Here is a 22312-nt window from a genome sequence, read left to right on the forward strand (position 1 = left end):
GCGGCAAATGAGGTCAGAATGGGCCCTTCCTGTGGGTAGTTTTAATAGATGAAAAGCGATTTAGCTGCCCGTACGAGGTGCTCTTTTAGGGTAAGCGATTGGCCCCAGATTGTTGTTTTAACGAGCATACCCGGAACAAGCGGCAGGTTTTTCGAATCAATGATGGCCGTCACGAAAAATGCCTGACGGCCATCAACCAGCTGAACCGTGTTATCCATTCCGATGATCCGTCCAAAGGCTACTTTCATGGTGCCCGTAATGGCAATTTCTACGTCTTGATTAAGCTGAACATAGTCTCGCTCCAGGAAATTTACCGGCAGCGCTAACACATAGTCCGACTGGTCGGCTACGGATAAAAGCACTTCTTCCGTGGGCACTGCCAACGATTTTTTCTGGAGAATTGTCCCGGATACCGGCGCGACAAGCGTCAGTTCCTTGAGACTAGTTTGCAGGTGCTGAATCTGCTGTTGAAGTGTGTTCATTCGGCTACGGATTACCTGAAGTTGCTCGGGCTTGCTACCGGTCGTGGCAGACCGGTAAGCAGCTTCATTCGCCTGGACTGTCAATTCACACACCCGGCGTCTATGAATGGCCGTTTCATACTCCTGAGCGGAGGCCAGGGAATCGCTATACAGGGCCTCGATACGTTTTGTTAAGGCGGTTTGAGCGGCCAGTTCCTGTTTGGCCAGGGCCAGCTGATCAACAATTTCCTCGATGTCAGCCGCTTTACGGCCCGAACTGGCGAGTTGAAGTTCAGCTTTCTGTACATCCAATTCGCCCATCAGCTGCGTTAGCCGCTCCTGATCCTGATTCGAGTACATCCTGGCAACGGTATCCCCTTTGTGGAGGTAGGTTCGGTGATAGAGCGTCGGATCAAGCTGAAAATTGGCCAGGTCCCCCCGTTGAAAGACCGAAGCGGAAAAGGCGCTCAGTCGCCCCGTGCGATTGTCTTTTAAAGTAGAAATCAAATTCCCGTTCTGGACTCGACTCAAAGTCCATTCGCTGGCGGGCATAACCAGGCTGCTGGTTCGAACCGGATACGGTAGGGTAGCAGGCAGCAGGTCTTTCACCAGGGCGATGACCAGGACAAAACTAGCGCCAAGAAGCATGTTTCTTTTCATGATCGGTTCGTTGTCGGAAGGGGGCAAACGCTGTTCAACTCCACACACCATAGGACTGCATCATGCCTGGCGAGGTCACCTATGAGAGGGATAGTTGGTGAGGGATAATAAAAAAACAATCTCTCCAGAAGTGCTTAAAACCGGTGATTAAGGGGAGTAACTGGTGGCCGCTAGTAATCCGGTCGTAGGCGACGGATTACATTGGACAGATAGTAAAAAAGGCGCTGTCGTATAAAACCCGCTTTCAGTGATTGCTATCTTAAAAAAACGCTCAAAGCCAAGAAAGTACAGACGCTTTTCGAGGGCCCCTTGAAAAGCCCCATCAGCCGAGTCGCCCAGGATGAAACCTGCCTGGCTGAGCTTACCGCGTCGACGCCCAGGGAAAAGCACCCGATGAGCTAACCCCGCAACAGCGGCAGCCACTCGTTATTTGGCACTGGCCCCATCGTTCTTAAAGCGCAATGAGCCAGTCGTCAGCGAAGAGAGGCTGAGGGTTCCAACGCTCCGATTTTTAGGCATAACCCTTGCCAGTGGCCGACCGGCCCAACGCTACAACAAGCTGGCGCAAGAACCCTAGCCTACCCCTAAGGGTAGTGATGCTGGGCGCTGGGGGAGCCATTGAAGCAGTCAATCGACAGCTCGATGAGTGATCAGCTACTGGCGTGTAGGGATGATCCGTTTCCTTCGAATCTTTAGCTGAGCCCTTCGAAGGGGAGATACTTCTCTCTTCCAGCCACTGTTGAATCGACTCGTACCCGGCTCGCCGGTATTGATTGAAGAGTTGCTCAAAGTCGCGACCAACGAGCGAGGATTGAGCGTTATGCGTCCAATAGGGGCTTAACGCGTTGATTCGGCGTTGCAACTCGGCAAAACTCGCGGGCTTAATAATATACGCATTGGCACCACAAGCATACGCTTTTTCCACATCGGCTCGCTGGCCTAATACGGTGAGCATTACCACCGGAATGGCCTTATAGTGGTCATGGCCGCGCAACGTGGCTAACACATCAAAGCCAGTGGTGAGGGGCATATTGATGTCTAAGAGAATCAAACTAGGTCGTCGGTTCGTGGCTAACCAGGCGAATAGATCCGTGCCTCGGTGGAAAGCTTGACTGGGTGGGCATGGCTGACAGGCCATTAAGGCTTGCTCCACTACCTGGGCGTAGGCAGGGTCGTCGTCCACCACCAAGACTGGGAGATACGTATCCATGGGTAAAGAGGCGTGATAGATTAACAGAACGATAGATAAAGCTATGTTTATTTAATAAACATAACAAATTGAATTGACTATTTATAGTTAAACAATATGTCTATTATGTAGATATATTTTATAGACTGTAGATCGACTCCTGCCCTTAAGGGGGCAGAACGTAATCCTGCCGTAAATCGCTCCTTCTTGACCGATGGCTCGAAAGTATGTAGCTCGCCAGCCGGCAGGTCGTATATTGTTGAACGACGATGCGATCCTGCGTATGGTAGTCCCTGATTTTTCCCGTTATCGAAACCCCCAGCAGGCTCGACTCTTTAACGAGCAGTGGGCTCACCAACTCCAGGTCCTTAATGGGCTGCCCTATCAACGGCTTACCCTGACCACCGACTGGGGCCAAACCGTCGTTTGGGTACACCTACCCAAGCGACGCTTCGCCGAGACACTCGTCTTTTTCTCAGGTTTTCATAGCCCGGCGTTGGCCTGGGACATCAATCACAACTTAGCCCCCTTAAAAAAGAAGTACCGACTTTGTCTGGTCGAGATCAATGGGCAACCGGGCTTGAGTGCGGGCCACAGTCCCGCTTTGGCATCGGATGAGTACGCCCACTGGGCGCTTCAGGTCCTGGGGCGACTGGGCCCGGGGCGGGTGAGCTTGCTGGGGCATGGGTTAGGCGGGCTCATCTGTTTGAAGACCTGCCGGGTGGCCCCTGACCTAATCAAGCAGGCCATCCTGGTGAACCCCGCCGGTCTTCAGGCCTTGTCGCCCAGCTTCGCCTTGCTGCGCTACTACTGGCTGGCGCTGCATCGCCCTGGCTACGAGTCGGTGCAGGCCTTTTTACAAAACTCCATCCTGAGTCAGTCGGCGCCGGCCCTGCCCGCCGCATACGAGAAGCTGGTGGTGGATTACCAGGTGTACGCGCTGTCAGAGTTTAACCCCGCCACGTGGTGGCACCAGGCCTTAGCCGACGACGAGCTGCGGGCCATTACCACCAAACTACATGTGTTGCTGGGGGCCGACGACCAGATCTACCCCTACCCGGCTAGCCTAAAGCGAGCGACTCAGGTGCTGGCTTCGGCGGCGAGTCTGATTATCTTACCCAGGCTGGGCCACGGTATTCAACGCGTTGGTCAGGCTATTCCGATGATTCAGTCACTGCTGGGGTCAACGAGCCGTTAAGTTGGGTGTGCCTGGCCTCTGCAAGACGATTGTAGGCAGGCATATGTTACTCGTTGAGTAGGACGTCTCATGAAAACGCTCCCATAGGTAAGACAAAACTCACGTTTGTTCGGGATAGGCGTTCCAATAAACGAATACACCTACAAACGTAAGTTGCCCCGCCCTGCATAGCTCTAAGCCAGATCGGGGCTTCCTGTTACTGGTAACAAATAGCCCCGATGGCCTACTTCCTAAGCAACACTACCTACCACCTGCTACACCTATGAACTGAACAAGTTTAAACGCCATTTATTCGTTCGTCAGTTACGGTGTAGCAAAGTCAAAAGCCGCTTGCTCACCTGTTAAGGAGCAAGCTTGTACCTGGTCACGAATCATAGTATTGGTACACACAATATGGTCTGGATCGTATACCTTTTGAGCTGATAGTTAAAAAAAATGACCTCTGGCGTCTTACCATGAAAAAATAAGCCCCGTTTTGATTCACAATAGGTCATATCTGATAGGCGAGCAGCTGCCGCGTCATCGAGCCGACTGAAACAAGACGCTGCCTGCTAGAAGGGCCTTACCTGATGAGGAGCCTCCGTTCTTACAAAAGTAAGCCGGACTGGCAACCAAACAGGAAAGCAAGATCAATCGTCCTGAACAGCCAGCCATCGCTGTGGCTTCGAGCAGAAACTTACGCTAAGTATTTTCTGTAAGTTATTCCCTGTTTCATTCAAGGAAACAGCGGACCCACCCATTACCTGCACACCGACATACAGGAACGATAACTTTTTCGTAAGTAACTATTTACAATTCTAGCCCTGTCTATATGTAGGTGATGAATCACTTTTTCGCTCACTTTTGTTACCTTTGCTTATCCCGTACTTATACTTATTCGCCATGACCCTCTTGTCTGATGCCCCGGTGTGGGTAATCGATGACGATGAAGACGATCTGTTGTTTATTCAATCCGCCTTCGCCTACGAAAGGCCAGCCATCGAGATCCGTCTCATCCAGGATAGCACCGACCTGTTGGCTCAGTTAGGGGCTTGTGTGGACTTACCCAAACTCATGCTGCTGGACATCAACATGCCCCGCCTCAATGGGTTTGAGCTGCTGGCCCAGCTACGTCGCCTGCCCCGCTATGCTCAGCTACCCATTATCATGCTCACCACCTCCACTGATCCTCAGGATCGTCAGGCGGCCCTGGGCCTGGGTGCCAATGACTACTTGATTAAACCGGTAGGCCAGCAACCTCTCCGGCTGATCGCGCAGTCACTGAGTCAGCAGTGGGCTTTAGCCTAAGAACAACAGAGCGATGCCCCGGCTATTAGGAGAATACGGGGAAAATACCCGTATCAAGCAGTTAGGTTGACGTCTAAATTGATTAGGGAGCCCTGCTCGCCAATCTTTGAAGTTGATGAAAGTAACTGTCTAACCGAAACGGTGCGACGGCGGACGGGCCATTCGTCGCATACGGCCAAGCGGCTCAACCTCCTCAACAGGCACCTGATTGCCGTAAACTTCTTTTCTTTGGTTACCAAACGAACAGAATGTCCATCAGCAAGCCCAATTGTCTACTAGCCCTGTTGGGTCGTTCTGGATTCAGTTTAGCTTTCCAATTCTAGGAAACTTGTTTTTTGCTCGATGGCCGGATTAGTTATCGGTGCAGCATTAACCTATCTGTATCGGCTCGTTTCCCGTTCTATGAAATGCCCTACATGTGGCAAGACTGGCCAAGAACGGATTACCCCTACCAGGCTGACTCGTTTCTTCTCCCGGTTGATGGCGACCAAAGCCTACCGTTGCCGAAAGTGCTGGAACGAGTACGTGGTTAGCGGCCCTCGCAAGTTGACTTTCCGCCAGTTACCCACTCAAGGCAGCCAGACTAATTGAGTAACCCAACCCACTGAGTAGCGAAGTCACGCCACTTCGATCACTGCAATTTTGCCGGATAGGGCGAATCCTAGGCGGCAGATCAACTTACACAAACATTAAAAAGCAGGTATCTCATGAGACCGTCGAACGAGTTGACCGCCCAGCGGCTCACACCGCCTAAATGGACCAGCGAAAGCGGGCAGAGAAGCTTTGCCAAAAGCCAAGGTTCGGATACCTATACGGTGAGCTGCGGCTGCCCCACCCACGCCATCAGAGCCAATACCGGGCCACAAGCAGTCGTCTGGCCATTCCGTGTCTACCCGTCGCACAAGGATTACTACTTAGAATTAAGATTAATAAACTACTTAAATTGGTTAATCTAAAGTTATTATTTGTGTAGCGCTGACACATAAAGTGAACATTCGATTGGCTAACTTAGCGCTATATTTCATCACGTAATTTTTTGTATACGTACTAACTGATTAGTTCATGATTATAAATTTTACGGAATTAAGACCTGATGGAAGTCAGAAAAACTACTCATGGTGGTTTAACTCGTTAGAAGCCTCGTTGGATGTACTCAGCAGCCTGGGGGCAAAAGGTCGACGCATTATACAGGCGGAATGGGTGGAACAGGAGCACCGGGTTGGACTACCCGTTGACATCTTTGATGGAACGAGCTTCACCCTTCCCTTTCACCAACTGGAAGACCAATGGACACGTATCTTGACGGATACTGCACCGTCTCGGTGTGGGCAACCGGTCGAAATGAAACGGGTTTAATCGCCCCATTACTAGACTCCCTAAACTGGAGTCAGTGAGCCCAATAGGGAAGGCCTGGGTACTACCCGGGCTTTTTTTTTAGGGGTCAACCCCTCGGTTGTTCCGTAATTAATCGGGAAGGCCTTGGGCGTTGAACGTACGCTGAGGGCTACTCTGGAGGACCACGTCAACGTCGTTTGCACACGCTCAGATGCGGGTTACTAAGCCTATGTTGACCCTGAGCCAGCGGTAGGGGAGCGTCCCCGACTCCATTCTAAATCGTGAAACACTAGTCCCACAATAGCGCTTGGGAAGACGGCCTCAATGAGGGCCCTCAAAAAGCGTATTTCCCTCACTGACCACCGGGTCCAGGCAATACGGCTGGGCCAGCAGCCCTTTGGTGGCGTCTTGTCGACAAGCCGCTCAGGCTACTCCTTCGCTGGTCAGGAATACGTCCCAACAGGTGTCTACAACCCACTAATCTTGACTCCATCATTCCTCCACCGATGCCTGAAAACAGGCTGGCAAAACATTCTATCGAAAAAAGCAGTACTGTAAGCTAGCCCTGCTTTAACTTTGTCACCTCAACTACTCAAGAGCGACCCTGCCCTGGCCCTTATGGAACTCCTAAAGCGAAACCGACTGCAAACCATCCAGCGCATTCTAGAGGCGCTCGAAGAGGTCCTGGCCGAATGGGGTATTCAGGAAACCACCATTAGCCGGGTGAGCGAGAAAGCCGGGGTGAGCAAAGTACTGATCTATCGCTATTTCGGGGGCTTGGAGGGCCTGCTTCAGCACTACATCCAAAGCGAAGCGTTCCTGCCACCCCTGGCACCCTTGGCCATAAGCCCCTCGGCCAATAAAGCCGATCTGGCTCGACGCTGGTACAGCCAAACCCTGGCCACCTACCGGGCGTTCCGGCGATCGAAAGCGGCCCGGGAAGTGCTCAAGTCAACCTTGCAAGCCAACGAGCCCCTGGGGGAGACCAGCAGCCAAGCGGTCGACGAGCAGCTCACCCGGTTAGTGGAGCAACTGGCGCAGGTAGAAGGGGCCGATGCGCAGGCGCTGTCAGCGGTGATTCTGGGCGGCCTGTCGTATCTGACGGTGCTGGCCCAAACTAACCGGCCGATGCTAGGTCTGGACCTGCGGGGCGAAGCGGAGTGGCAGCGGGTTGAGGGAGCCGTCAAGTTGATCTATGTGGCCCTCAACCAGCTGGCGATGGCCTCGCCTCACATCACCTACCCAACGCCGGAAGCCAATCCCCCGGGTCAGTGGTCGGTTCAGTAAGGTGTGGAGTGCGTTGTCAATAGGCCGCTGACGGCTAAAGCCAGCCGGTAGTCAGCCTCGTTTAGGCTACTGAGAGTCGTTGACGGAACCTAGAAATCGTTGTCTAATAAAACCCTCCCCAATGAGACTCGTAAGAATCGTCTGTGTTTACTGCTTAAACAGGGCACTTCACGAGATGAATCGTTTCATAACTCTAAATGACTACCAACAGCAGAGGTGTGACCACTTCCTCAATTTCTTTCCGCATTCGTTCTGAAACAGCCGTATGGCAGTTACCCGGTATATAATCTAGCACGAGTATGAACTTAAGCCAGGAGACCGATTGGTTGTTGATTGTGGAGGATCAAATGGAGGTGTGGACCCTGCTTCGGTTTCACTTAAAAAGGGGGTTGCCCCAAGTACCCTTACGCCACCTTGCCGATGGCCCAACGGCGCTACGGTATCTCCAGCGTTGTAGGGCTGACCCACAGCCCTTGCCGGGTATGATCCTGAGTGATCTGTATATGCCTCACCTACACGATGGTCTTGATTTTTTAACCCAACTGAAAGATCCCACGGCGAGCCTTCATCAGCTGCCGGTACTCATTGTGAGCTCGTCTACCCAGGTCCGGGACCGTCAAGAGGTGGAACGCCGGGGGGGGACTTTTCAGACCAAGCCTTTGAGCAAGGACGATTGGGATGAATTCATCCGAACCATCCAGTCTTACTGGCACAAACGTGCAGTGTACATAAAGGATGCCGCTGAAGGGCGGCAGTGATTCATCCAAGTTCTATATTCATCCGGGAGCTGCCCTTTACTCTTCGTATCAAAAATGGTTCGTAGCGTCGCCGGAGTAGTCAGAAAACTCAATTAATTTGTCGGTATATCGCTCTGAAAGACGTCTACGGAACGTCTTTATAATGGTATATTTACCGGGGATAGGTGAACACACCATCTCATCCGGTGGCCCATGTGAACAATGGCCACTCTAACCGGCCGTCGGTCGCTTCCCTCCCCTCCCTTTAAATGACGACTTCTTCTTTCGACTCTTCCCCATCGCTGGGTAACCTGGCCGCTTACTTATTCATCCGGCGAGAAGCCATCCTCAACAAGTGGCGCACCACCTGCGAAAACGATCCGAGCCTAAACAGCACTGTCAGCTTAAGCCGGGAAGAGTTTAATAACAAAACCCCTTTCATGCTCAATGAGTTGGAGCGCCACCTGAAGGGACAAGCCCAGCAGGCCCCCGTTAGCCTGCTAGCGGCTGAACATGGACTGCATCGCTGGCAGAAGGGCTATAGTCTCCATGAATTGTTGACCGAAATGCAGCTCCTCAACCAGACGCTGCTGGAGGAGCTACGACTATTTTTGGAAGTCTACCCCTCAATTGATAGGGAGATCCTGAGAACAGCTTATGAGTACATCGCCACCTTTACTAACCAGATCACCACCGGAAGCCTGGAACAGTACACCACCCTGCAGCGGATAAGTGCCTCGAGCCGGGTGGAAGCCCTGGAGAAAACACTGACGGAGTTAAATGAGGTAAGTAAGCAACGCAGTACCTTACTCCACCAATCCTCTCATGACCTGCGGAGCAACTTTGGGATCATTCAGGGAGCGGCCTCTCTGCTGGAGATGGCGGGTGATTCTGAAGAAGAGCGAACCGAGTTTCTGGCCATGTTGCAACGCAACCTGGCCAATAGCCGCTCGCTGGTGAGCCAACTCATCGACCTGGCTCGCCTGGAGGCCGGCCAGGAACCGCTGCAAATCCAGCCCTTTAATGCGGGCCGGTTTTTGTCCGACCTGGTTGAAGACTACCAGCTCCTGGCTCAGGAACGAAACCTGGTTTTAAAAGCGGATGGTCCCGATCAGTTAGCGGTCGAATGTGATCCGCACCATTTGCAGCGTATTGTCCAGAATCTGGTTCTCAATGCCCTCAAGTATACCCCAACCGGCTTTGTATCGATTTCCTGGAGCCGGGAGAGCGACTCCCGCTGGACGCTGAGTGTGCAGGATTCAGGTCCGGGCCTGCCGACCACCAACCAGAACGGCTCTTTACCTCAGGTGTTGAGCCCCAGCCCCGAATCAACCGCGGCCTTTGGCCTACCCAACCCCGAGGCTGACGCTGAGGAGGCCACCATCACCCAGGCGACTGGTTCGTCTTTTGCTCACCAGGGGGAAGGTATCGGCTTATCGATCGTCAAGGGCTTATGTGAACTGCTGCGGGCGGGTTTGGAGATTGAAAGCTATCCTGGGATGGGCACCCTGTTTCGGATTCGTCTTTCAACGCACTGGCAGCACTAATCGTTTAGGTTTACAGCCTGTCAGCCGTGTAGGCCTCTGGTTGATGACCGAGTCGGAGATAACATCACGATTTGAGAAAATGACACACGTTATCGAACATGCCCGAATCGTCTTATAAAAACGCTCGGTTTCTCGCTACAGGGGTACTAGCAATTTAAATTCAAACGCTCTCCGCTATTCTTGATAGGAAGGGAATGGATAAATCAAACGGCTATGAAGCCATAGCGGCTCGTTTTATCACCAGTCGCGCACAAGCCATCGGCCAAGCATCGGTTCGGTATTGGGCCAAAACATTGCCCCCTAACGCTTCGGTACTCGACTTGGGCTGCGGATCAGGGATGCCAATTACTCGAGTACTGCGCGAGGAAGGCATGCAAGTGTATGGTATTGATGCCTCCCCAACAATGATCCAAACGTTCCAACTCAATTTCCCCTCTTCGCCTGCTGCCTGCGAAGCCGTAGAAGATTCTTTATTTTTCAACCGCCAATTTGATGCCATTATCGCCTGGGGGCTATTGTTTCTCTTACCTGGGGAAGTACAGGTACTTGTGCTACAAAAAGTAGCGGCTGCCCTATCGACTGGTGGCAAGCTGTTGTTTACCGCCCCCTCACAAGCCGTCAAGTGGACCGATGTGATGACGGAACAGGAGGCGCTCTCGCTAGGAGCCGAGCAGTATAAAACGTTATTAGCAGCGTCCATGCTCTTCATCGTTGAGGAATTCGACGATGAAGGGGGAAACCATTACTATCATGCCGTCAAAGTTGGTAAATAGGCCTTTAATAACTCGAAAAGGCAGCGATTGCTGGGGACAGGGCGGCAATACTATTCTCAGCAAATGCTGGTTTTATCAGGTTCAACCAACTACTCTGAACGGATCAATCACCAGCCTAGTTTGACCCGAGTATACCCAAAGGGGACAATCGTTGCGGACTCCTACCCCCTTACTCGGCTTTTGTTGTATCTTGCTGGTATCTTATGCCCATTTTAAAATGAATCTCGGGGGGGTGGATAGACTCGAAAAGCCTGCTCACAGTTGATGGCAGGCTTTTTTTGTTAAGAGGAGGCTATGAAGGGATAAATGGGGAGTTCTCGTAAAACTCAATTAGGGTAACCCCGGGCTTAGGCGACTAACTAGCCTGTAGAGGTAGTAAAAGTTGATCGTCTGATAAAAAGCGTTTAGAGACAGCCCGGATTTACCTGTTCATTAATGGGGTGTGCCATTGGAGGGCTTATTAGTATCCCTGGCAACCAATACCCGAAGGATACGCCCAATCCAGGCTAAGGCGTTAGTTTACTTCAATATATGAAGGCAAACCCACTTACTTTCCCAGGCGTCCTGAACTACCTGGCCACTTGGCATGAACAGTTATTATATTGAGGTGTGGGACCCTGAACGGCAGAACTGGTGTGCTGTAGTGGAGCTACCCCCGAAAAGCAGCCGAAATGATCCCCTCGCTGGTTTCACGAGGAAACCCCTTGGGCTTGCTCAGGCAAAAAAACGGATGAAATCTCTGGCCAGGAAATGTGCCGCCCTCCAGTTCAGAATAAACCCTACGGGTGATGAAGGGGCGACGAAAATACCCGCTTCGTAGTGGCCACCTATGGCAAAACAGAATCCGTTAGTTACAATCAAGTTTCAATTGGGTGCCCCTATCAGCCCTCCAACAAGGGGTTTTACAGGAGGTACACCACTGATTAAATTTGCTAAAAATTAGAAAGTCAGTATCTCGCAAAAAGGCTCCAACTTGAGACGTATGGGATTCTCATGTATATAAATCGGGCGATTAATTGGACAGCCTATTTTAATATTTGCTATCTGCTTTCCGTAGAATGCGACTAAAACCTAACTTTTCAGGTAAAGAGAAAATAAGGCTAACTTTGGGGTAAGGGTGGCTATTAGATGCCCTTTTCTGATTAACATGAGCAAACAGCACCTGGCTGAGTCTATTGATCCAACCTTTAGCCACCAGCTTGTCGAGAACATGCAAAGCCCGGACCGGGAGATAATAAAACCCGGATTTGCCCTTTGCCAGGCTATTCGGGATCAAACAGGAAAAATAATCGATTGCCGATTTATTGAGCTGAACTCCGCGTTTGAGAAACTCACCGGTGTCAATCGGCAAGAAGCCGTTGGCAAAGCGGCTCGGGACGTATTTCCCGATCTTGAGCCAGTGTGGTTCGACGCCTATCAGCCAGTCATCAATAGCGGACAAACGATTCGCTTTGTGCGGTTTGTTCCTAAATGGGACCGTTGGCTTGAGATAACGGCCTATTTTTACGGCAATGACCACTTTATGGTCCATTACGACGACGTCACCGCCCGCCGACAGGCCCAGGAATCCCAGCAACAAAGCCAGGCCCGTCTACAAATGGCCCTGGATGTGGCCCAACTGGGCACCTGGCGTTGGAACCTGCTCACCAATGAGGGGTACCTGGATGCCCGGGGAGCGGAGCTGATCGGGCTGGCTCCCGGTTATCTGGCCAACGTAGCCCAGGCCCAGATAGCCACCATTTACCCTGACGATCTGGCCCGCACGGAAGCCGACGTAACGGCAGGTATCGCTCGGGGAGTACCCTTCGGTCTTAGCTACCGGGTCATCCATCCGGATCAGAGCGTCCACCATATTCGGTCCCGTTTCCATGTGGTAAACGACCCGACGGGGCGGCCCGTGGAACTGATGGGCACCAATCTGGACACAACGGCTGAATATGAGCTGACGACAGCGCTACGCCAAAGTCAAGAGAAACAGGCCTTTTTACTCACCCTGAGTGATGCCCTACACGCCTTAGCCGATCCGATCCAGATCGAAACGACAGCCGCCCGGCTGCTGGCGGACTACCTGGGCGATACCCAGGTCCAGTTTAGCCAAATGAGCGGGCAAGAGGTGATCATTCATCAGGTCTACAGTAGCCATCAACCACTCAGGATGGATCAGTTTCGCTTAATGACCCTGGGCCTAAAACCACCTGTTTCCTACCGAGCGGGTCAGGTGCAGGTAGTTCCCGATGTGGCCCTAGATACCGTTCATACTCTGACCGAACGTGCGGAATTGCAAGCCGCTCAGATTGGCGCTTACATAACTGTTCCGCTGATTAAGCAACAGCAGTGGGTCGCCACCCTGACGGTGCATAGTGTCCAGGCACGCGCCTGGACTTCGTCGGAGGTTGAGCTGGTTCAGGAAACGGCGGAACGCACCTGGGCGTCCCTGGAACGAGTCCGCGCCGAGGAGGCCCTGAGTCAAAGTGAGGAGCAGCTTCGGCAGTTGTCCGTGAATTTAGAGAGTCAGGTGCAACAGCGCACGGGGGAGTTGGCGGCGGCTAACCACGAATTAATTGTTAAGAACCAGGCTTTAGCCGAAGCCAACGGCTTACTGGTTCGCTCGAATGGCAACTTACAAACCTTTGCTTATATCGCCAGCCACGATTTGCAGGAGCCCCTGCGCAAAATTCAGCAGTTTGGTGATCTCTTGAAGCCGCTTTATACGGGCTCAACTGGCGAGGCCCTGGTGTATCTGGAGCGGATGCAGATGGCGGCCGCCCGGATGTCGACCTTGATTCGGGATCTGCTGGATTACTCCCGAATTTCTACCCGTCGGGATGAGAGTGCTCCTGTCTCGCTCCAGACCATTGTCGCCACCGTGCTCAATACCTTGGACTGGACAATTCAGCAAACTGGGGCTCAGATTCAGGTGGGGCCGCTGCCTACGCTATCTGGTGATGCCTCCCAACTGGGCCAGCTGTTCCAAAACCTGTTGAGTAATGCCCTTAAGTTTCATAAGCCAGGCGTTGCTCCCCTGATTCAAATCCTGTCGTGTCGGGTGTTGGCTCGTGATTTACCGAAGGGGTTTACGCCCCACCGGGCAGTCAGCGTCTATCACCGGATCGACATAGTGGACAACGGGATTGGTTTTGAGGAGAAGTATCTGGATCGCATTTTCCAGGTCTTTCAACGCTTGCACGGCAAAAGCGAGTTTACCGGCACGGGCATCGGACTGGCGATTTGTGAGAAAGTGGTAACGAATCACGGGGGGGCTATAACGGCTGTTAGCCAGCCCGGTCAGGGAGCCACGTTTAGCGTTTACTTGCCCGGCTAAGAGTAATGGGATAACCGGTTTCTTTTGGTAAATCGGTCGGCCGGGCCTTTTTTAAGATGCACTCGTCTAAAAATAATTTCAACAAACGCTCCCAAGTGAGACGACGAGGTATGCATGTATCTGATCCTTAATTTGGGGGGTTTAAAGCGCCACAGCCTGTTTTACGTACTATTCTGGGAAATACGAAAACAAATCGATTGCAAAAAACCCAATTAGTTCGTTTAAAAAAGGTTTGGAAGCCTAAATGCTTGGTGATTTATGTTCGTGCGAAACGGCATAATGCGGGTATTCCCTCACAAACACCCGTAAGATAATTATGCGATCTCATTGATCCATTTTATAACAAATTCTTTAAACAAGATGATCCCTCACAGTTTTACTGGAAATTAATCTGTGAACTATGGCATCTATCCCGTTAGTATGTGTGGTGGACGATCAGGCGGATTTTCGCTTTTTGCTTCAGCAAATATTCCAGCGGTACTGTCCAGCTTATCCCGTCCGTTTTTTTGACAGTGGCTATGCGCTCTTAGATGAACTGCCCCAATTAAGCCCAAAACCCAGCCTGATCCTGCTGGATCGGCATATGCCAGTGTTAGATGGGCATCAGACTTTGCTGGCTTTAAAAGGCCATTCAGCCCATAAGAAAATCCCTGTGATCATGATGAGTGCCGAGGCTTCAGCTTTTGAAATCAACGATTGTTATGAAGCTGGAGTCAATTCGTTTCTAATGAAGAAACTAGATCTGCATGCCATGAAAGCGATGATTGAGGCTGTTTGCCACTATTGGTTGGAAATCAGTCAACAACCAATTGAAGGCTGATAAGATCGTTTGTATTTGGAGTTGACAGGATATGCTTCTCATTTTCCATCACCCAAAAGCTCTTGTTGCTTTTCAAAATACGTTTGCGGCAGCGTAGCCGTTTCGTACCAAAACAAGCGGAGATCAAGCATAAACCGTTTCCAGTCTTGGAACGAAAATGGCTTGACAGAGTAAGCAGCCGCTCCCAATTGGTAAGCTTCTTTCACATGTCCAGAGTATTCACGTTGGGACAACACAATAGCCGGAAGCAACTTACCTAATGGATGATCTTTGAGCAGTTGCAGAAAGTCTAATCCCGTTCGTTGACCTGACAAAAAAACATCCAATAGTAATAAGCGAGGGCCTTTCCCTTCTAAATTATACAGATAAATGACTGCTTCTTCAAAAGTGGAGATGGCAATGATATTGGCTTCGGGAAAGCAGGTTTTAGCCGTTCGTTGAATAATATCAATAATGGCCAGATCATATTCCACCAACAGGATCGGAAGTTTAGGCCCACCGGTCGAATTAGCAGACATAGTTACAGTGGCATTTATTAAATGTAACCCATTTTTGCGAGAACTGTTGATTAGAATATAGTTAGCGCTGATGGTTTAATCTGATTTTACAACCGTATTTCCAACTTCTTGTATTTGTGAAATTGCATTTTCGTACGTTGGGAAGCAAAGTACGAAAAGTAGCTAGCCTAGGTCTCAAATAACCCTCCCGCTTGAAACTAGGGAGGCTTCATGTAATGTCTTGCCTAACTGGACGTTTAGTTTAATTAGACGGCTTGTTTTTAATACCTGTCAAGTGGCCAGCAGCCGGTACGCCGACCCGGGCCTACTCGTCGCCACCGCGGTACTATCCGCAGCATACGGCAACGGGAAAACTGACGTTTCACGGGCTTACTAAGCCATCGATTGTGACCTGTACCCGTAAAGACGACGGTGCAAATCTGATTATTAAGGGGCTTTCCACATTAAGGTGACCGACTTCAATAATGTATAACCCTCACTGCTGGGTATGAAAACGGATGATCCGATCGAGCTCAGTTTATCGACTATTTTAACCGATAGCTCGTTTACGTAACCCAAATTTTACGAACGTACACAAGATGTAGTTTTACCAAATTAATCTATATGCCTAGAAACTTTCTAAATTAGTGAATTCATTAAAGGAGTAAAAACCTTAAGTTCAACACCCTGTTGTAGTCATAATCACGAATCAATCATGAGATCACTAGTTGCCATTGTGTTAGCGTGCTGGATGCTGGGCGGGAGTTTGCTCCCCGGCTTTGGCCTTGATCAGTCGGCTCATTGGGGCGACCTGATGCTACACTTTCAGCAACATCGACAAACCGATCCCAGCCTGAGCTTTACGGATTTCCTCAAGATGCATTATGGGGCCGATTCCGAGCATCATCGCCATCCGAACCATTCCCACCATAATCTCCCCTCCAGCAGTCATTCCGTACCGGTTTACACCCCGAATGCGGTTCGATTAATCACTATTTCTTCCATACAGTTCCTGATGGCGGCCAAAGTTGATTTCTTCCGTAAGGCGGATCTGTATACTTTTCTGGCAGTTTTCGCTCTAATCAATCCCCCCCGAGCGTAACCCGTAGGACGCCCCTGGCCGAAGTGGGTTCATACGAATCGTGTGTGACGTCTGCTCGCCCAATCCAATTTATGTCTTTTTACGGATCAGTTGCTGTACTATAGCCTTCGCTGCCGGTTTTACCACGCGCTGGTTATTGATTTTGCCCTGTTCGCTTGGGCATACGGGACGCAACGGACCAATCCGTCTCATGGATGCCAGGTGCACCAATGACCGCTGCACCCGGCTGACCATCCTCAGCTTACAGAATCCCTGTTTACCCAAAAAATTTATTTCGTATGCATCTCAATGGAGCGCACTGGCACCTGCTGGTGAATCACTTCCCGATTGTTGGCAGCTTGCTGGCGACCATCGTATTAGGCTATGGCCTTGTCCGGCGCCAGGAGTCTGTCAACCAACTCGGTTTTGGCCTGTTTGTGCTGATGAGCCTCGCCACGCTGGTGACCAACCAGACGGGCGAAAGCGCCGAACATTATCTAAACTCAATCCATGCGCTGGACAGGCCGCGACTACACGTTCACGAAGAAGCAGCCGACATCGCCAACATCGGTATGTATTTAACGGGCCTCCTGTCGCTATTGGCGCTGAGCTGGCAACGGGCAAAACAATGGCGCTTTTTGCCCGCCCTGATTTTTATCCTTTCGCTGATCACCTTTGGGCTATTGGCTAATGTGGGTCGTTTGGGTGGCCTCATTAGACACACCGAGTTGCGTGACGAATCAACCTCTATTGCCCCGGCTACCAAATAGCCCGGCCAACGTGAGTACCAAGTTTCCTGTCTATAAACCGTTCATTTTTCACAAACTCAGTTTCGTTAAGTCAATAGTTATGAAAATCCCGATTAATACACTGAAGCGATGTATAGCCAGTGGCGTATTTATGCTGACAGTAGTTGCCCAACCTGTCCTGGCGCAAACCCGGCGCAACGGCGCCACAACCCAGCCCAGCCCTGCCGGGGTGGCTCCTCAACCGGGTGGTTCATCTGGATCAGACCTGGGGAATTACCGCAATGAAAAAGCGGATCAATGGATCCCCCTGGAGGCCGAAAAGCGGCCAGCCATCAATGCCGATTTACAGGCCACGGTCGTGGAGTTACTGGAACTGTTCCACGACGCCAAACAGTCCCACTGGAACCTGCGGGGGCCGCTCTATTTTCCCCTGCACGAAAAATTGCAGGAGTATGCCGATACGTACCGGGAGCAGGCAGATTTATTAGCGGAGCGCCAGTTGCAGATTGGCCATCCGACGGATGGCCGCCCCGAAACGATTGTGCAAACGGCCAACCTTCCCAAATTCCCGGCCGGTTTCCTGTCGGATCGCCAGGTGCTCGACATCATGACTGAGCGCATCTTTACCATTGCCAAGCGGGTACGTTCACGCGTGGAGAGTACGGCAAAAAACGGCGATGAAGTTACCTCCAACAAGTTTCAGGACCTGAGCTACATGCTGGATAAACAGGTATGGCAATTCCGGGTACACATGCAATAAGGCCTAGACGGTCCAATTCTGCCGCAGCACTCGTTCGTTTAAACATACAGTTTTGATCAATACATAAATAAATACACGATGAAATCCATTGAAAACCTGGAAGGCCTTGGCGAGTGTCCCTTTAGAGGTACTCGCATCGGAGGGGCGCTGGGAACGGCTCCCCAGATTGATGACTGGTGGCCCAACCGGTTACCCGTCGATTTGCTTCATCAGGAACAGCCCGCAGCGAATCCCCTGAGTCAGGAGAGCTACAAAGAACTCTTCAACAAGATTGACTTTCCTCAGCTCAAGCAGGACATCAAAGCACTGCTCGTTGAGTCCAAAGAGTGGTGGCCAGCGGATTATGACAACTACGGTCCGCAGATGATTCGGATGGCCTGGCACTCCGCCGGTACGTACCGGATTGCCGATGGCCGGGGTGGCGCCGGACAGGCGATGCAGCGGTTTGCCCCCATTAATTCCTGGTGGGATAACGGAAATACCGACAAATCCCGCCGGTTGCTGTGGCCGATTAAAAAAAAATACGGCGCCTCCTTATCCTGGGCCGACCTGATTGTGTTGGCCGGTAATTGCTCGCTGGAAATCATGAATTTCCCTACCTTCGGGTATGGAGGCGGACGCCGGGATGCCTGGGAGCCTGACCGCAGTACGTACTGGGGGCCTGAATTCTGGGGCAGTAAACCCGTTGATGAAGTTCCGGCATCCACCGACCACAAAGGACATCCTGACGAAATGGTCAACAACAATTTACGTTGGGTTGGCAATCCTAAAGAGCCCATCTGGGACTTGGAAAACCCATTGGGCGCGACTCACCAGGCGTTGATCTATGTGAACCCGGAAGGACCGGCCGGTAATGCCGACCCGCATGATTCGGCCCGCGAAATTCGTGAATCATTCGCGCGCATGGCCATGGGCGACGAAGAAACGGTGGCGCTCATTGCGGGCGGACACGCCTTTGGCAAAAGCCATGGCATGGTGGCACCGGATAAAATTGGGGCCGCTCCGGAAGCTGCGCCCCTGCACGCGCAGGGGTTTGGCTGGCATAATCCGGTCGGTTCGGGCAACGGAGTCAACACCATGACGAATGGTATCGAGGGCTCCTGGACACCCAATCCAACGCAGTGGGACAATCATTACTTAGAAAATCTGTTCAAATTCGACTGGAAGAAGATCACGAGTCCGGCTGGTTCGACCCAGTGGACGCCTATCGACCCGAATGCGCCCAAAACGCCGGATGCGCACATCCCTGGTCAGATGAACGACCTAATGATGATGACCTCCGACATCGCCCTCAAGGTGGACCCAGCCTACCATGAAATATGCCAGAAGTTCTTAAGCGACTTCGATTACTTTACGGATGCTTTCTCCCGAGCGTGGTACAAACTGACGCATCGGGACATGGGCCCCAAGGAGCGGTATCTGGGGCCGGAAGTTCCGGCGGTAGATATGATCTGGCAGGATCCAAGACCCGACCGGGATTATGAGTTGGTCGATAGTGACAATATCGCTACCCTGAAACAACAAATCCTGGACAGCGGTCTGACCGTTTCGGCGCTGGTTTCGGCGGCCTGGTCAGCGGCTTCGATTTACCGCCATACGGACAAGCGCGGTGGGGCCAATGGGGCCCGCATTGCGCTGGACCCGCAGAATATGTGGGAAATGAATCGCCCGGAGGAACTGAACCACGTATTGCAAACCCTCAAGGGCATTCAACGTGATTTTGGAAACGGGCAGTTTGGTAGCAAAAAAGTATCACTGGCTGACCTGATCGTACTGGGCGGCTGTGTAGCGGTGGAGAAAGCGGCCAAGGATGCTGGTTTCCCCGTTACCGTTCCCTTCACGCCGGGCCGGGTGGACACGACGGCGGAGCTGACCGACGCCGAAAGTTTCAACTGGCTCAAGCCCGTGTCGGACGGGTTCAAGAATTACCATAACAACCGGGTAGGTTACCACGTACCGGCTGAGCGCATATTCCTGGACCGCGCGCAACTACTGACATTGACGGCTCCCGAGTGGACCGTGCTGGTGGGTGGTCTTCGCGTGCTGGATCAGAACTTTGATTACTCCAGACACGGTGTCTTCACGGAGCGCCCCGGCCAGTTAACGAATGATTTCTTTCAGGTGCTGACCAACATGGAGTACGTGTGGGTGCCTCAATCGCCGAGCGAGATGCTGTTCAACATTCAGGAGCGCAAAACCGGCGTGACCAAGTACACCGCTACCCGTTGTGACCTGATTTTCGGTTCGAACGCGCAGCTGCGTAATATCGCCGAGGTGTACGGTGCCGATGATGCCCAGCAACGCTTCGTCAACGACTTCGTGGCCGCCTGGAACAAGGTCATGATGCTTGACCGCTACGACGTGAAAGACGAGTAGCCTTCGGTAAGAAAACGACTTCGGTCAGTGCCTGATACACTTAAAATAGGGTCAGTCACTGACCGAAGTCGTTTATACGTTTAGGCAAGAAAATTGGGAATAACCCTCTTTAGGACAAAGCACCCGTTGAACTAAAAAACTGCGTGGTAAAAATTAGCTTTTTCTGTTTGGTTGTTTTCCGGTAATCAGCACGTCTGTACGTCGTCAATCCGTTGGTTAGCCAGGGCGTATGAGACGGATAAAGTTGGACAGATATTAAAAAAGACCGTGTCTCACAATAACGCTCTCATACGAGACGAGGTGATCTTCAAATAGATGCTGTGTAAAGGGGGCGTTTATGGTGATTGATTAATTTCCTCTATTTTCCCACAGCAAACACGAACTTGATAACACATGCGGTTTGGAATGATCCTTTTCCTGCTATGTATAGGGGGGCCTTGCTTGGCCCAAACTCAACAAAGCGTCAGGTTTATTAACGATAATCAGCTATTAGCTGGCACACTCACGATGCCTCCAGGAACGGGCGTTCATCCAGCGGTACTTATTGTCTTAGGTAGTGGCTCTAATAATCGAGATGGGGAGGTAGATGGACTTAAGCCTTTCCAAGCAATGACGACCGAACTGGTCAAAAAAGGATTTGCTGTGTTACGGTATGATAATCGGTCTAAAGGGCGCTCACCAGGTAAGCCAATTGACGAGTCTACTACTACCGAATTGGCTTCAGATGCTCAAGCCGCTTATAGATTATTAAAGGGTCATAAAGCGGTAGATTCACGACGAATAAGACTTATCGGTCAAAGTGAAGGAGCGACGATTGCCGCAATTGCCGCTTCGAGGATTCCAGAAATCAAATGTCTCCTTGCTCTAAATGCGCCTGCTTTGCCGGGCTTCGACGACATTTTACTCACCACCGAGCATCGATTACAAAAAGCGGGTACATCCGACAATGCCATTCGTTCCTATCTAACTAATATGCGACTTTACTTAGGTCGCCCCGCTTCTACTCCACTGGAAAAAAGAAGGGTGGCCGCCCAGCACATCGTTCGGTTTGAGATGAACAGACTACCTGTTGACCAACGAGCGAAGATCACAAAGGCCGACATCGAATCGGCCGTAAATAGTCAGATGCATGAGGTGCTATCTTGTTGGGAGCAGCACTACTTAAGCTTGAATCCTACCGCTTATTATCAGAAATTGAGTTGCCCAATTGGTTTATTGTTTTCAGATAGCGAAGTGGAAGGTCTGCTCTTTAAGCGACTGGCTGAATTCAAAAAAGTGTTCAACACGGTTAATCAGGCTCATCCAATACGGAAAATTAAGCACGCAGACCATAACTTAATTACGACCGATCAGCGTCCCAAAACAGTCTCATCGGTCTTCATTAAAGCAGTAGTAGAGGAGGCATGCAAATTGATATAGCTGTATAGTTTTCTCAATTAAACGCTCCTGAGTGAGCCGAAGGGGCGTTTAGGTATCTGGTGCTGAAATGGGGCGTCTAAGAAAACTAGACCGTAAGACCTTCGCTATGACTTGAATCTAAAACGCTACTTTCATAGAGGAAAATTCACTAGAAAGCGCCTAACTTAGCTGTATAACAAAACACCAGTTTTGTTTAACTTTTCCCCTAGGTAAACATAATTCAGATTATACAACACAAAAATGACCTTAGGAGAGCAAGTAGCTGTAAACCAGTTCGGACAAGGTGTTCTTTCTATTGAGAGCCTGCTTCTGCACTTCTCTCAAATGTCAGAAGTAGGAAAAAGAGACTACCTAACTTATCTGGGTGGCTTGATCTGGCAATCGAAGCCAGTGGAAGCTGATATTGAACAGGCTATTACTCATAGCTCGTTAAAGCCAACTTATACCCCTTGCGTTGTTTTACGAACACACCGTTTGAGGATTGGCATAAATCAACTAGTTAAATTGCCAGTGAATGAGCTTGAAAAGGTGTACAGATTGATGCTCAGTTTATTTAAAGAAGCTTATCAACGACGATTCCAAGAAGAGGGAGAAGGTTCGGGGAAGTGGTGGTATTGCGACCTATCGACAGATGATGTCATAGAAAGAATACTATCAAAAAAGCACTTGGGTTAACATAAAGCTGTGTTAGCCCCCTATTAACTGGACAGATTTTCTGAAAAGGTTGTGTCGTAAAGTACCTGTGCTTCTTCCCATTTTTGCTGGGGTGTTATAAAACCAATCGAACGGTGAAGCCGATGATAGTTGTAATGGG

At 51.0% G+C, this 22312-nt stretch carries 20 protein-coding genes; 17 read left to right on the forward strand and 3 right to left on the reverse strand.

Features of this window, described 5'->3' with window-relative positions; translation table 11 throughout:
- Nucleotides 1-41: 41 nt before the first annotated feature.
- Together ACYVJM_RS29845 and ACYVJM_RS29850 are read right to left on the reverse strand one after the other, a co-directional pair.
- Nucleotides 42-1121, reverse strand: coding sequence for an HlyD family secretion protein (locus ACYVJM_RS29845; RefSeq protein ID WP_461151787.1), 1080 nt, complete (start codon nucleotides 1119-1121; stop codon nucleotides 42-44).
- A gap of 511 nt (nucleotides 1122-1632) precedes the next feature.
- Nucleotides 1633-2331 carry a response regulator gene (locus ACYVJM_RS29850; protein ID WP_461151788.1) on the reverse strand — a complete coding sequence of 233 codons (699 nt, stop codon included), beginning with the start codon at nucleotides 2329-2331 and terminating at the stop codon, nucleotides 1633-1635.
- A gap of 193 nt (nucleotides 2332-2524) precedes the next feature.
- Between ACYVJM_RS29850 and ACYVJM_RS29855 the strand changes: the two genes are divergently transcribed.
- The 11 genes from ACYVJM_RS29855 (at nucleotide 2525) to ACYVJM_RS29905 (ending at nucleotide 14616) form a co-directional block, all read left to right on the forward strand.
- Nucleotides 2525-3508 carry an alpha/beta fold hydrolase gene (locus tag ACYVJM_RS29855; protein ID WP_461151789.1) on the forward strand — a complete coding sequence of 328 codons (984 nt, stop codon included), beginning with the start codon at nucleotides 2525-2527 and terminating at the stop codon, nucleotides 3506-3508.
- Nucleotides 3509-4390: 882 nt separating this feature from the next.
- Entirely contained in the window at nucleotides 4391-4795 is a 405-nt protein-coding gene (locus tag ACYVJM_RS29860; RefSeq protein ID WP_461151790.1) for a response regulator, read from the forward strand.
- A 1062-nt stretch (nucleotides 4796-5857) separates the two neighbouring features.
- Nucleotides 5858-6151 carry a hypothetical protein gene (locus ACYVJM_RS29865; RefSeq protein ID WP_461151791.1) on the forward strand — a complete coding sequence of 98 codons (294 nt, stop codon included), beginning with the start codon at nucleotides 5858-5860 and terminating at the stop codon, nucleotides 6149-6151.
- 303 nt (nucleotides 6152-6454) lie between these two features.
- Nucleotides 6455-6688: a hypothetical protein gene (locus tag ACYVJM_RS29870; protein WP_461151792.1), complete on the forward strand. Its 234-nt coding sequence runs from the start codon at nucleotides 6455-6457 to the stop codon at nucleotides 6686-6688.
- Nucleotides 6689-6748: 60 nt separating this feature from the next.
- Nucleotides 6749-7417: a TetR/AcrR family transcriptional regulator gene (locus ACYVJM_RS29875; protein WP_461151793.1), complete on the forward strand. Its 669-nt coding sequence runs from the start codon at nucleotides 6749-6751 to the stop codon at nucleotides 7415-7417.
- 299 nt (nucleotides 7418-7716) lie between these two features.
- Nucleotides 7717-8175 carry a response regulator gene (locus ACYVJM_RS29880; protein ID WP_461151794.1) on the forward strand — a complete coding sequence of 153 codons (459 nt, stop codon included), beginning with the start codon at nucleotides 7717-7719 and terminating at the stop codon, nucleotides 8173-8175.
- A gap of 248 nt (nucleotides 8176-8423) precedes the next feature.
- Complete coding sequence (locus ACYVJM_RS29885) at nucleotides 8424-9701, forward strand: sensor histidine kinase (RefSeq protein WP_461151795.1); 1278 nt, start codon at nucleotides 8424-8426, stop codon at nucleotides 9699-9701.
- A 194-nt stretch (nucleotides 9702-9895) separates the two neighbouring features.
- On the forward strand, nucleotides 9896-10474 hold the full coding sequence (locus ACYVJM_RS29890; RefSeq protein ID WP_461151796.1) for a class I SAM-dependent methyltransferase: 579 nt from the start codon (nucleotides 9896-9898) through the stop codon (nucleotides 10472-10474).
- Between the two features lie 586 nt (nucleotides 10475-11060).
- Complete coding sequence (locus ACYVJM_RS29895; RefSeq protein WP_461151797.1) at nucleotides 11061-11294, forward strand: hypothetical protein; 234 nt, start codon at nucleotides 11061-11063, stop codon at nucleotides 11292-11294.
- A 327-nt stretch (nucleotides 11295-11621) separates the two neighbouring features.
- On the forward strand, nucleotides 11622-13796 hold the full coding sequence (locus ACYVJM_RS29900; RefSeq protein ID WP_461151798.1) for a sensor histidine kinase: 2175 nt from the start codon (nucleotides 11622-11624) through the stop codon (nucleotides 13794-13796).
- Between the two features lie 400 nt (nucleotides 13797-14196).
- Nucleotides 14197-14616, forward strand: coding sequence for a response regulator (locus ACYVJM_RS29905; RefSeq protein ID WP_461151799.1), 420 nt, complete (start codon nucleotides 14197-14199; stop codon nucleotides 14614-14616).
- Nucleotides 14617-14654: 38 nt separating this feature from the next.
- Here the strand turns inward: ACYVJM_RS29905 and ACYVJM_RS29910 are convergent, their stop codons facing one another.
- The gene (locus ACYVJM_RS29910) at nucleotides 14655-15134 is read right to left on the reverse strand and encodes a response regulator (protein WP_461151800.1); all 480 of its coding nucleotides are present in this window, start codon (nucleotides 15132-15134) and stop codon (nucleotides 14655-14657) included.
- Nucleotides 15135-15828: 694 nt separating this feature from the next.
- Here ACYVJM_RS29910 and ACYVJM_RS29915 point away from each other — a divergent pair.
- The 6 genes from ACYVJM_RS29915 (at nucleotide 15829) to ACYVJM_RS29940 (ending at nucleotide 22173) form a co-directional block, all read left to right on the forward strand.
- Nucleotides 15829-16215, forward strand: coding sequence for a hypothetical protein (locus ACYVJM_RS29915; RefSeq protein ID WP_461151801.1), 387 nt, complete (start codon nucleotides 15829-15831; stop codon nucleotides 16213-16215).
- Nucleotides 16216-16493: 278 nt separating this feature from the next.
- On the forward strand, nucleotides 16494-16964 hold the full coding sequence (locus ACYVJM_RS29920) for a hypothetical protein (RefSeq protein ID WP_461151802.1): 471 nt from the start codon (nucleotides 16494-16496) through the stop codon (nucleotides 16962-16964).
- Nucleotides 16965-17043: 79 nt separating this feature from the next.
- Complete coding sequence (locus ACYVJM_RS29925) at nucleotides 17044-17703, forward strand: Dps family protein (RefSeq protein WP_461151803.1); 660 nt, start codon at nucleotides 17044-17046, stop codon at nucleotides 17701-17703.
- A 78-nt stretch (nucleotides 17704-17781) separates the two neighbouring features.
- Nucleotides 17782-20079 carry a catalase/peroxidase HPI gene (gene katG, locus ACYVJM_RS29930; RefSeq protein ID WP_461151804.1) on the forward strand — a complete coding sequence of 766 codons (2298 nt, stop codon included), beginning with the start codon at nucleotides 17782-17784 and terminating at the stop codon, nucleotides 20077-20079.
- A gap of 405 nt (nucleotides 20080-20484) precedes the next feature.
- Nucleotides 20485-21498, forward strand: a complete 1014-nt coding sequence (locus ACYVJM_RS29935) for an alpha/beta hydrolase family protein (RefSeq protein WP_461151807.1) — start codon at nucleotides 20485-20487, stop codon at nucleotides 21496-21498.
- Nucleotides 21499-21738: 240 nt separating this feature from the next.
- Entirely contained in the window at nucleotides 21739-22173 is a 435-nt protein-coding gene (locus ACYVJM_RS29940; RefSeq protein ID WP_461151805.1) for a DUF5958 family protein, read from the forward strand.
- The last annotated feature ends 139 nt before the right edge of the window (nucleotides 22174-22312 follow it).

The organism is Spirosoma pulveris (assembly GCF_054781875.1).

What these genes read in the sequence shown, in the direction of transcription:
- ACYVJM_RS29880 (WP_461151794.1), top strand. Translation starts at nt 7,717, where the DNA reads ATGAACTTAAGCCAGGAGACCGATTGGTTGTTGATTGTGGAGGATCAA.
- ACYVJM_RS29925 (WP_461151803.1), top strand. Translation starts at nt 17,044, where the DNA reads ATGAAAATCCCGATTAATACACTGAAGCGATGTATAGCCAGTGGCGTA.
- ACYVJM_RS29910 (WP_461151800.1), bottom strand. Translation starts at nt 15,134, where the DNA reads ATGTCTGCTAATTCGACCGGTGGGCCTAAACTTCCGATCCTGTTGGTG.
- ACYVJM_RS29875 (WP_461151793.1), top strand. Translation starts at nt 6,749, where the DNA reads ATGGAACTCCTAAAGCGAAACCGACTGCAAACCATCCAGCGCATTCTA.
- ACYVJM_RS29850 (WP_461151788.1), bottom strand. Translation starts at nt 2,331, where the DNA reads ATGGATACGTATCTCCCAGTCTTGGTGGTGGACGACGACCCTGCCTAC.
- ACYVJM_RS29905 (WP_461151799.1), top strand. Translation starts at nt 14,197, where the DNA reads ATGGCATCTATCCCGTTAGTATGTGTGGTGGACGATCAGGCGGATTTT.
- katG (WP_461151804.1), top strand. Translation starts at nt 17,782, where the DNA reads ATGAAATCCATTGAAAACCTGGAAGGCCTTGGCGAGTGTCCCTTTAGA.
- ACYVJM_RS29870 (WP_461151792.1), top strand. Translation starts at nt 6,455, where the DNA reads ATGAGGGCCCTCAAAAAGCGTATTTCCCTCACTGACCACCGGGTCCAG.
- ACYVJM_RS29860 (WP_461151790.1), top strand. Translation starts at nt 4,391, where the DNA reads ATGACCCTCTTGTCTGATGCCCCGGTGTGGGTAATCGATGACGATGAA.
- ACYVJM_RS29900 (WP_461151798.1), top strand. Translation starts at nt 11,622, where the DNA reads ATGAGCAAACAGCACCTGGCTGAGTCTATTGATCCAACCTTTAGCCAC.
- ACYVJM_RS29885 (WP_461151795.1), top strand. Translation starts at nt 8,424, where the DNA reads ATGACGACTTCTTCTTTCGACTCTTCCCCATCGCTGGGTAACCTGGCC.
- ACYVJM_RS29940 (WP_461151805.1), top strand. Translation starts at nt 21,739, where the DNA reads ATGACCTTAGGAGAGCAAGTAGCTGTAAACCAGTTCGGACAAGGTGTT.
- ACYVJM_RS29895 (WP_461151797.1), top strand. Translation starts at nt 11,061, where the DNA reads ATGAACAGTTATTATATTGAGGTGTGGGACCCTGAACGGCAGAACTGG.
- ACYVJM_RS29920 (WP_461151802.1), top strand. Translation starts at nt 16,494, where the DNA reads ATGCATCTCAATGGAGCGCACTGGCACCTGCTGGTGAATCACTTCCCG.
- ACYVJM_RS29915 (WP_461151801.1), top strand. Translation starts at nt 15,829, where the DNA reads ATGAGATCACTAGTTGCCATTGTGTTAGCGTGCTGGATGCTGGGCGGG.
- ACYVJM_RS29855 (WP_461151789.1), top strand. Translation starts at nt 2,525, where the DNA reads ATGGCTCGAAAGTATGTAGCTCGCCAGCCGGCAGGTCGTATATTGTTG.
- ACYVJM_RS29935 (WP_461151807.1), top strand. Translation starts at nt 20,485, where the DNA reads ATGATCCTTTTCCTGCTATGTATAGGGGGGCCTTGCTTGGCCCAAACT.
- ACYVJM_RS29845 (WP_461151787.1), bottom strand. Translation starts at nt 1,121, where the DNA reads ATGAAAAGAAACATGCTTCTTGGCGCTAGTTTTGTCCTGGTCATCGCC.
- ACYVJM_RS29865 (WP_461151791.1), top strand. Translation starts at nt 5,858, where the DNA reads ATGATTATAAATTTTACGGAATTAAGACCTGATGGAAGTCAGAAAAAC.
- ACYVJM_RS29890 (WP_461151796.1), top strand. Translation starts at nt 9,896, where the DNA reads ATGGATAAATCAAACGGCTATGAAGCCATAGCGGCTCGTTTTATCACC.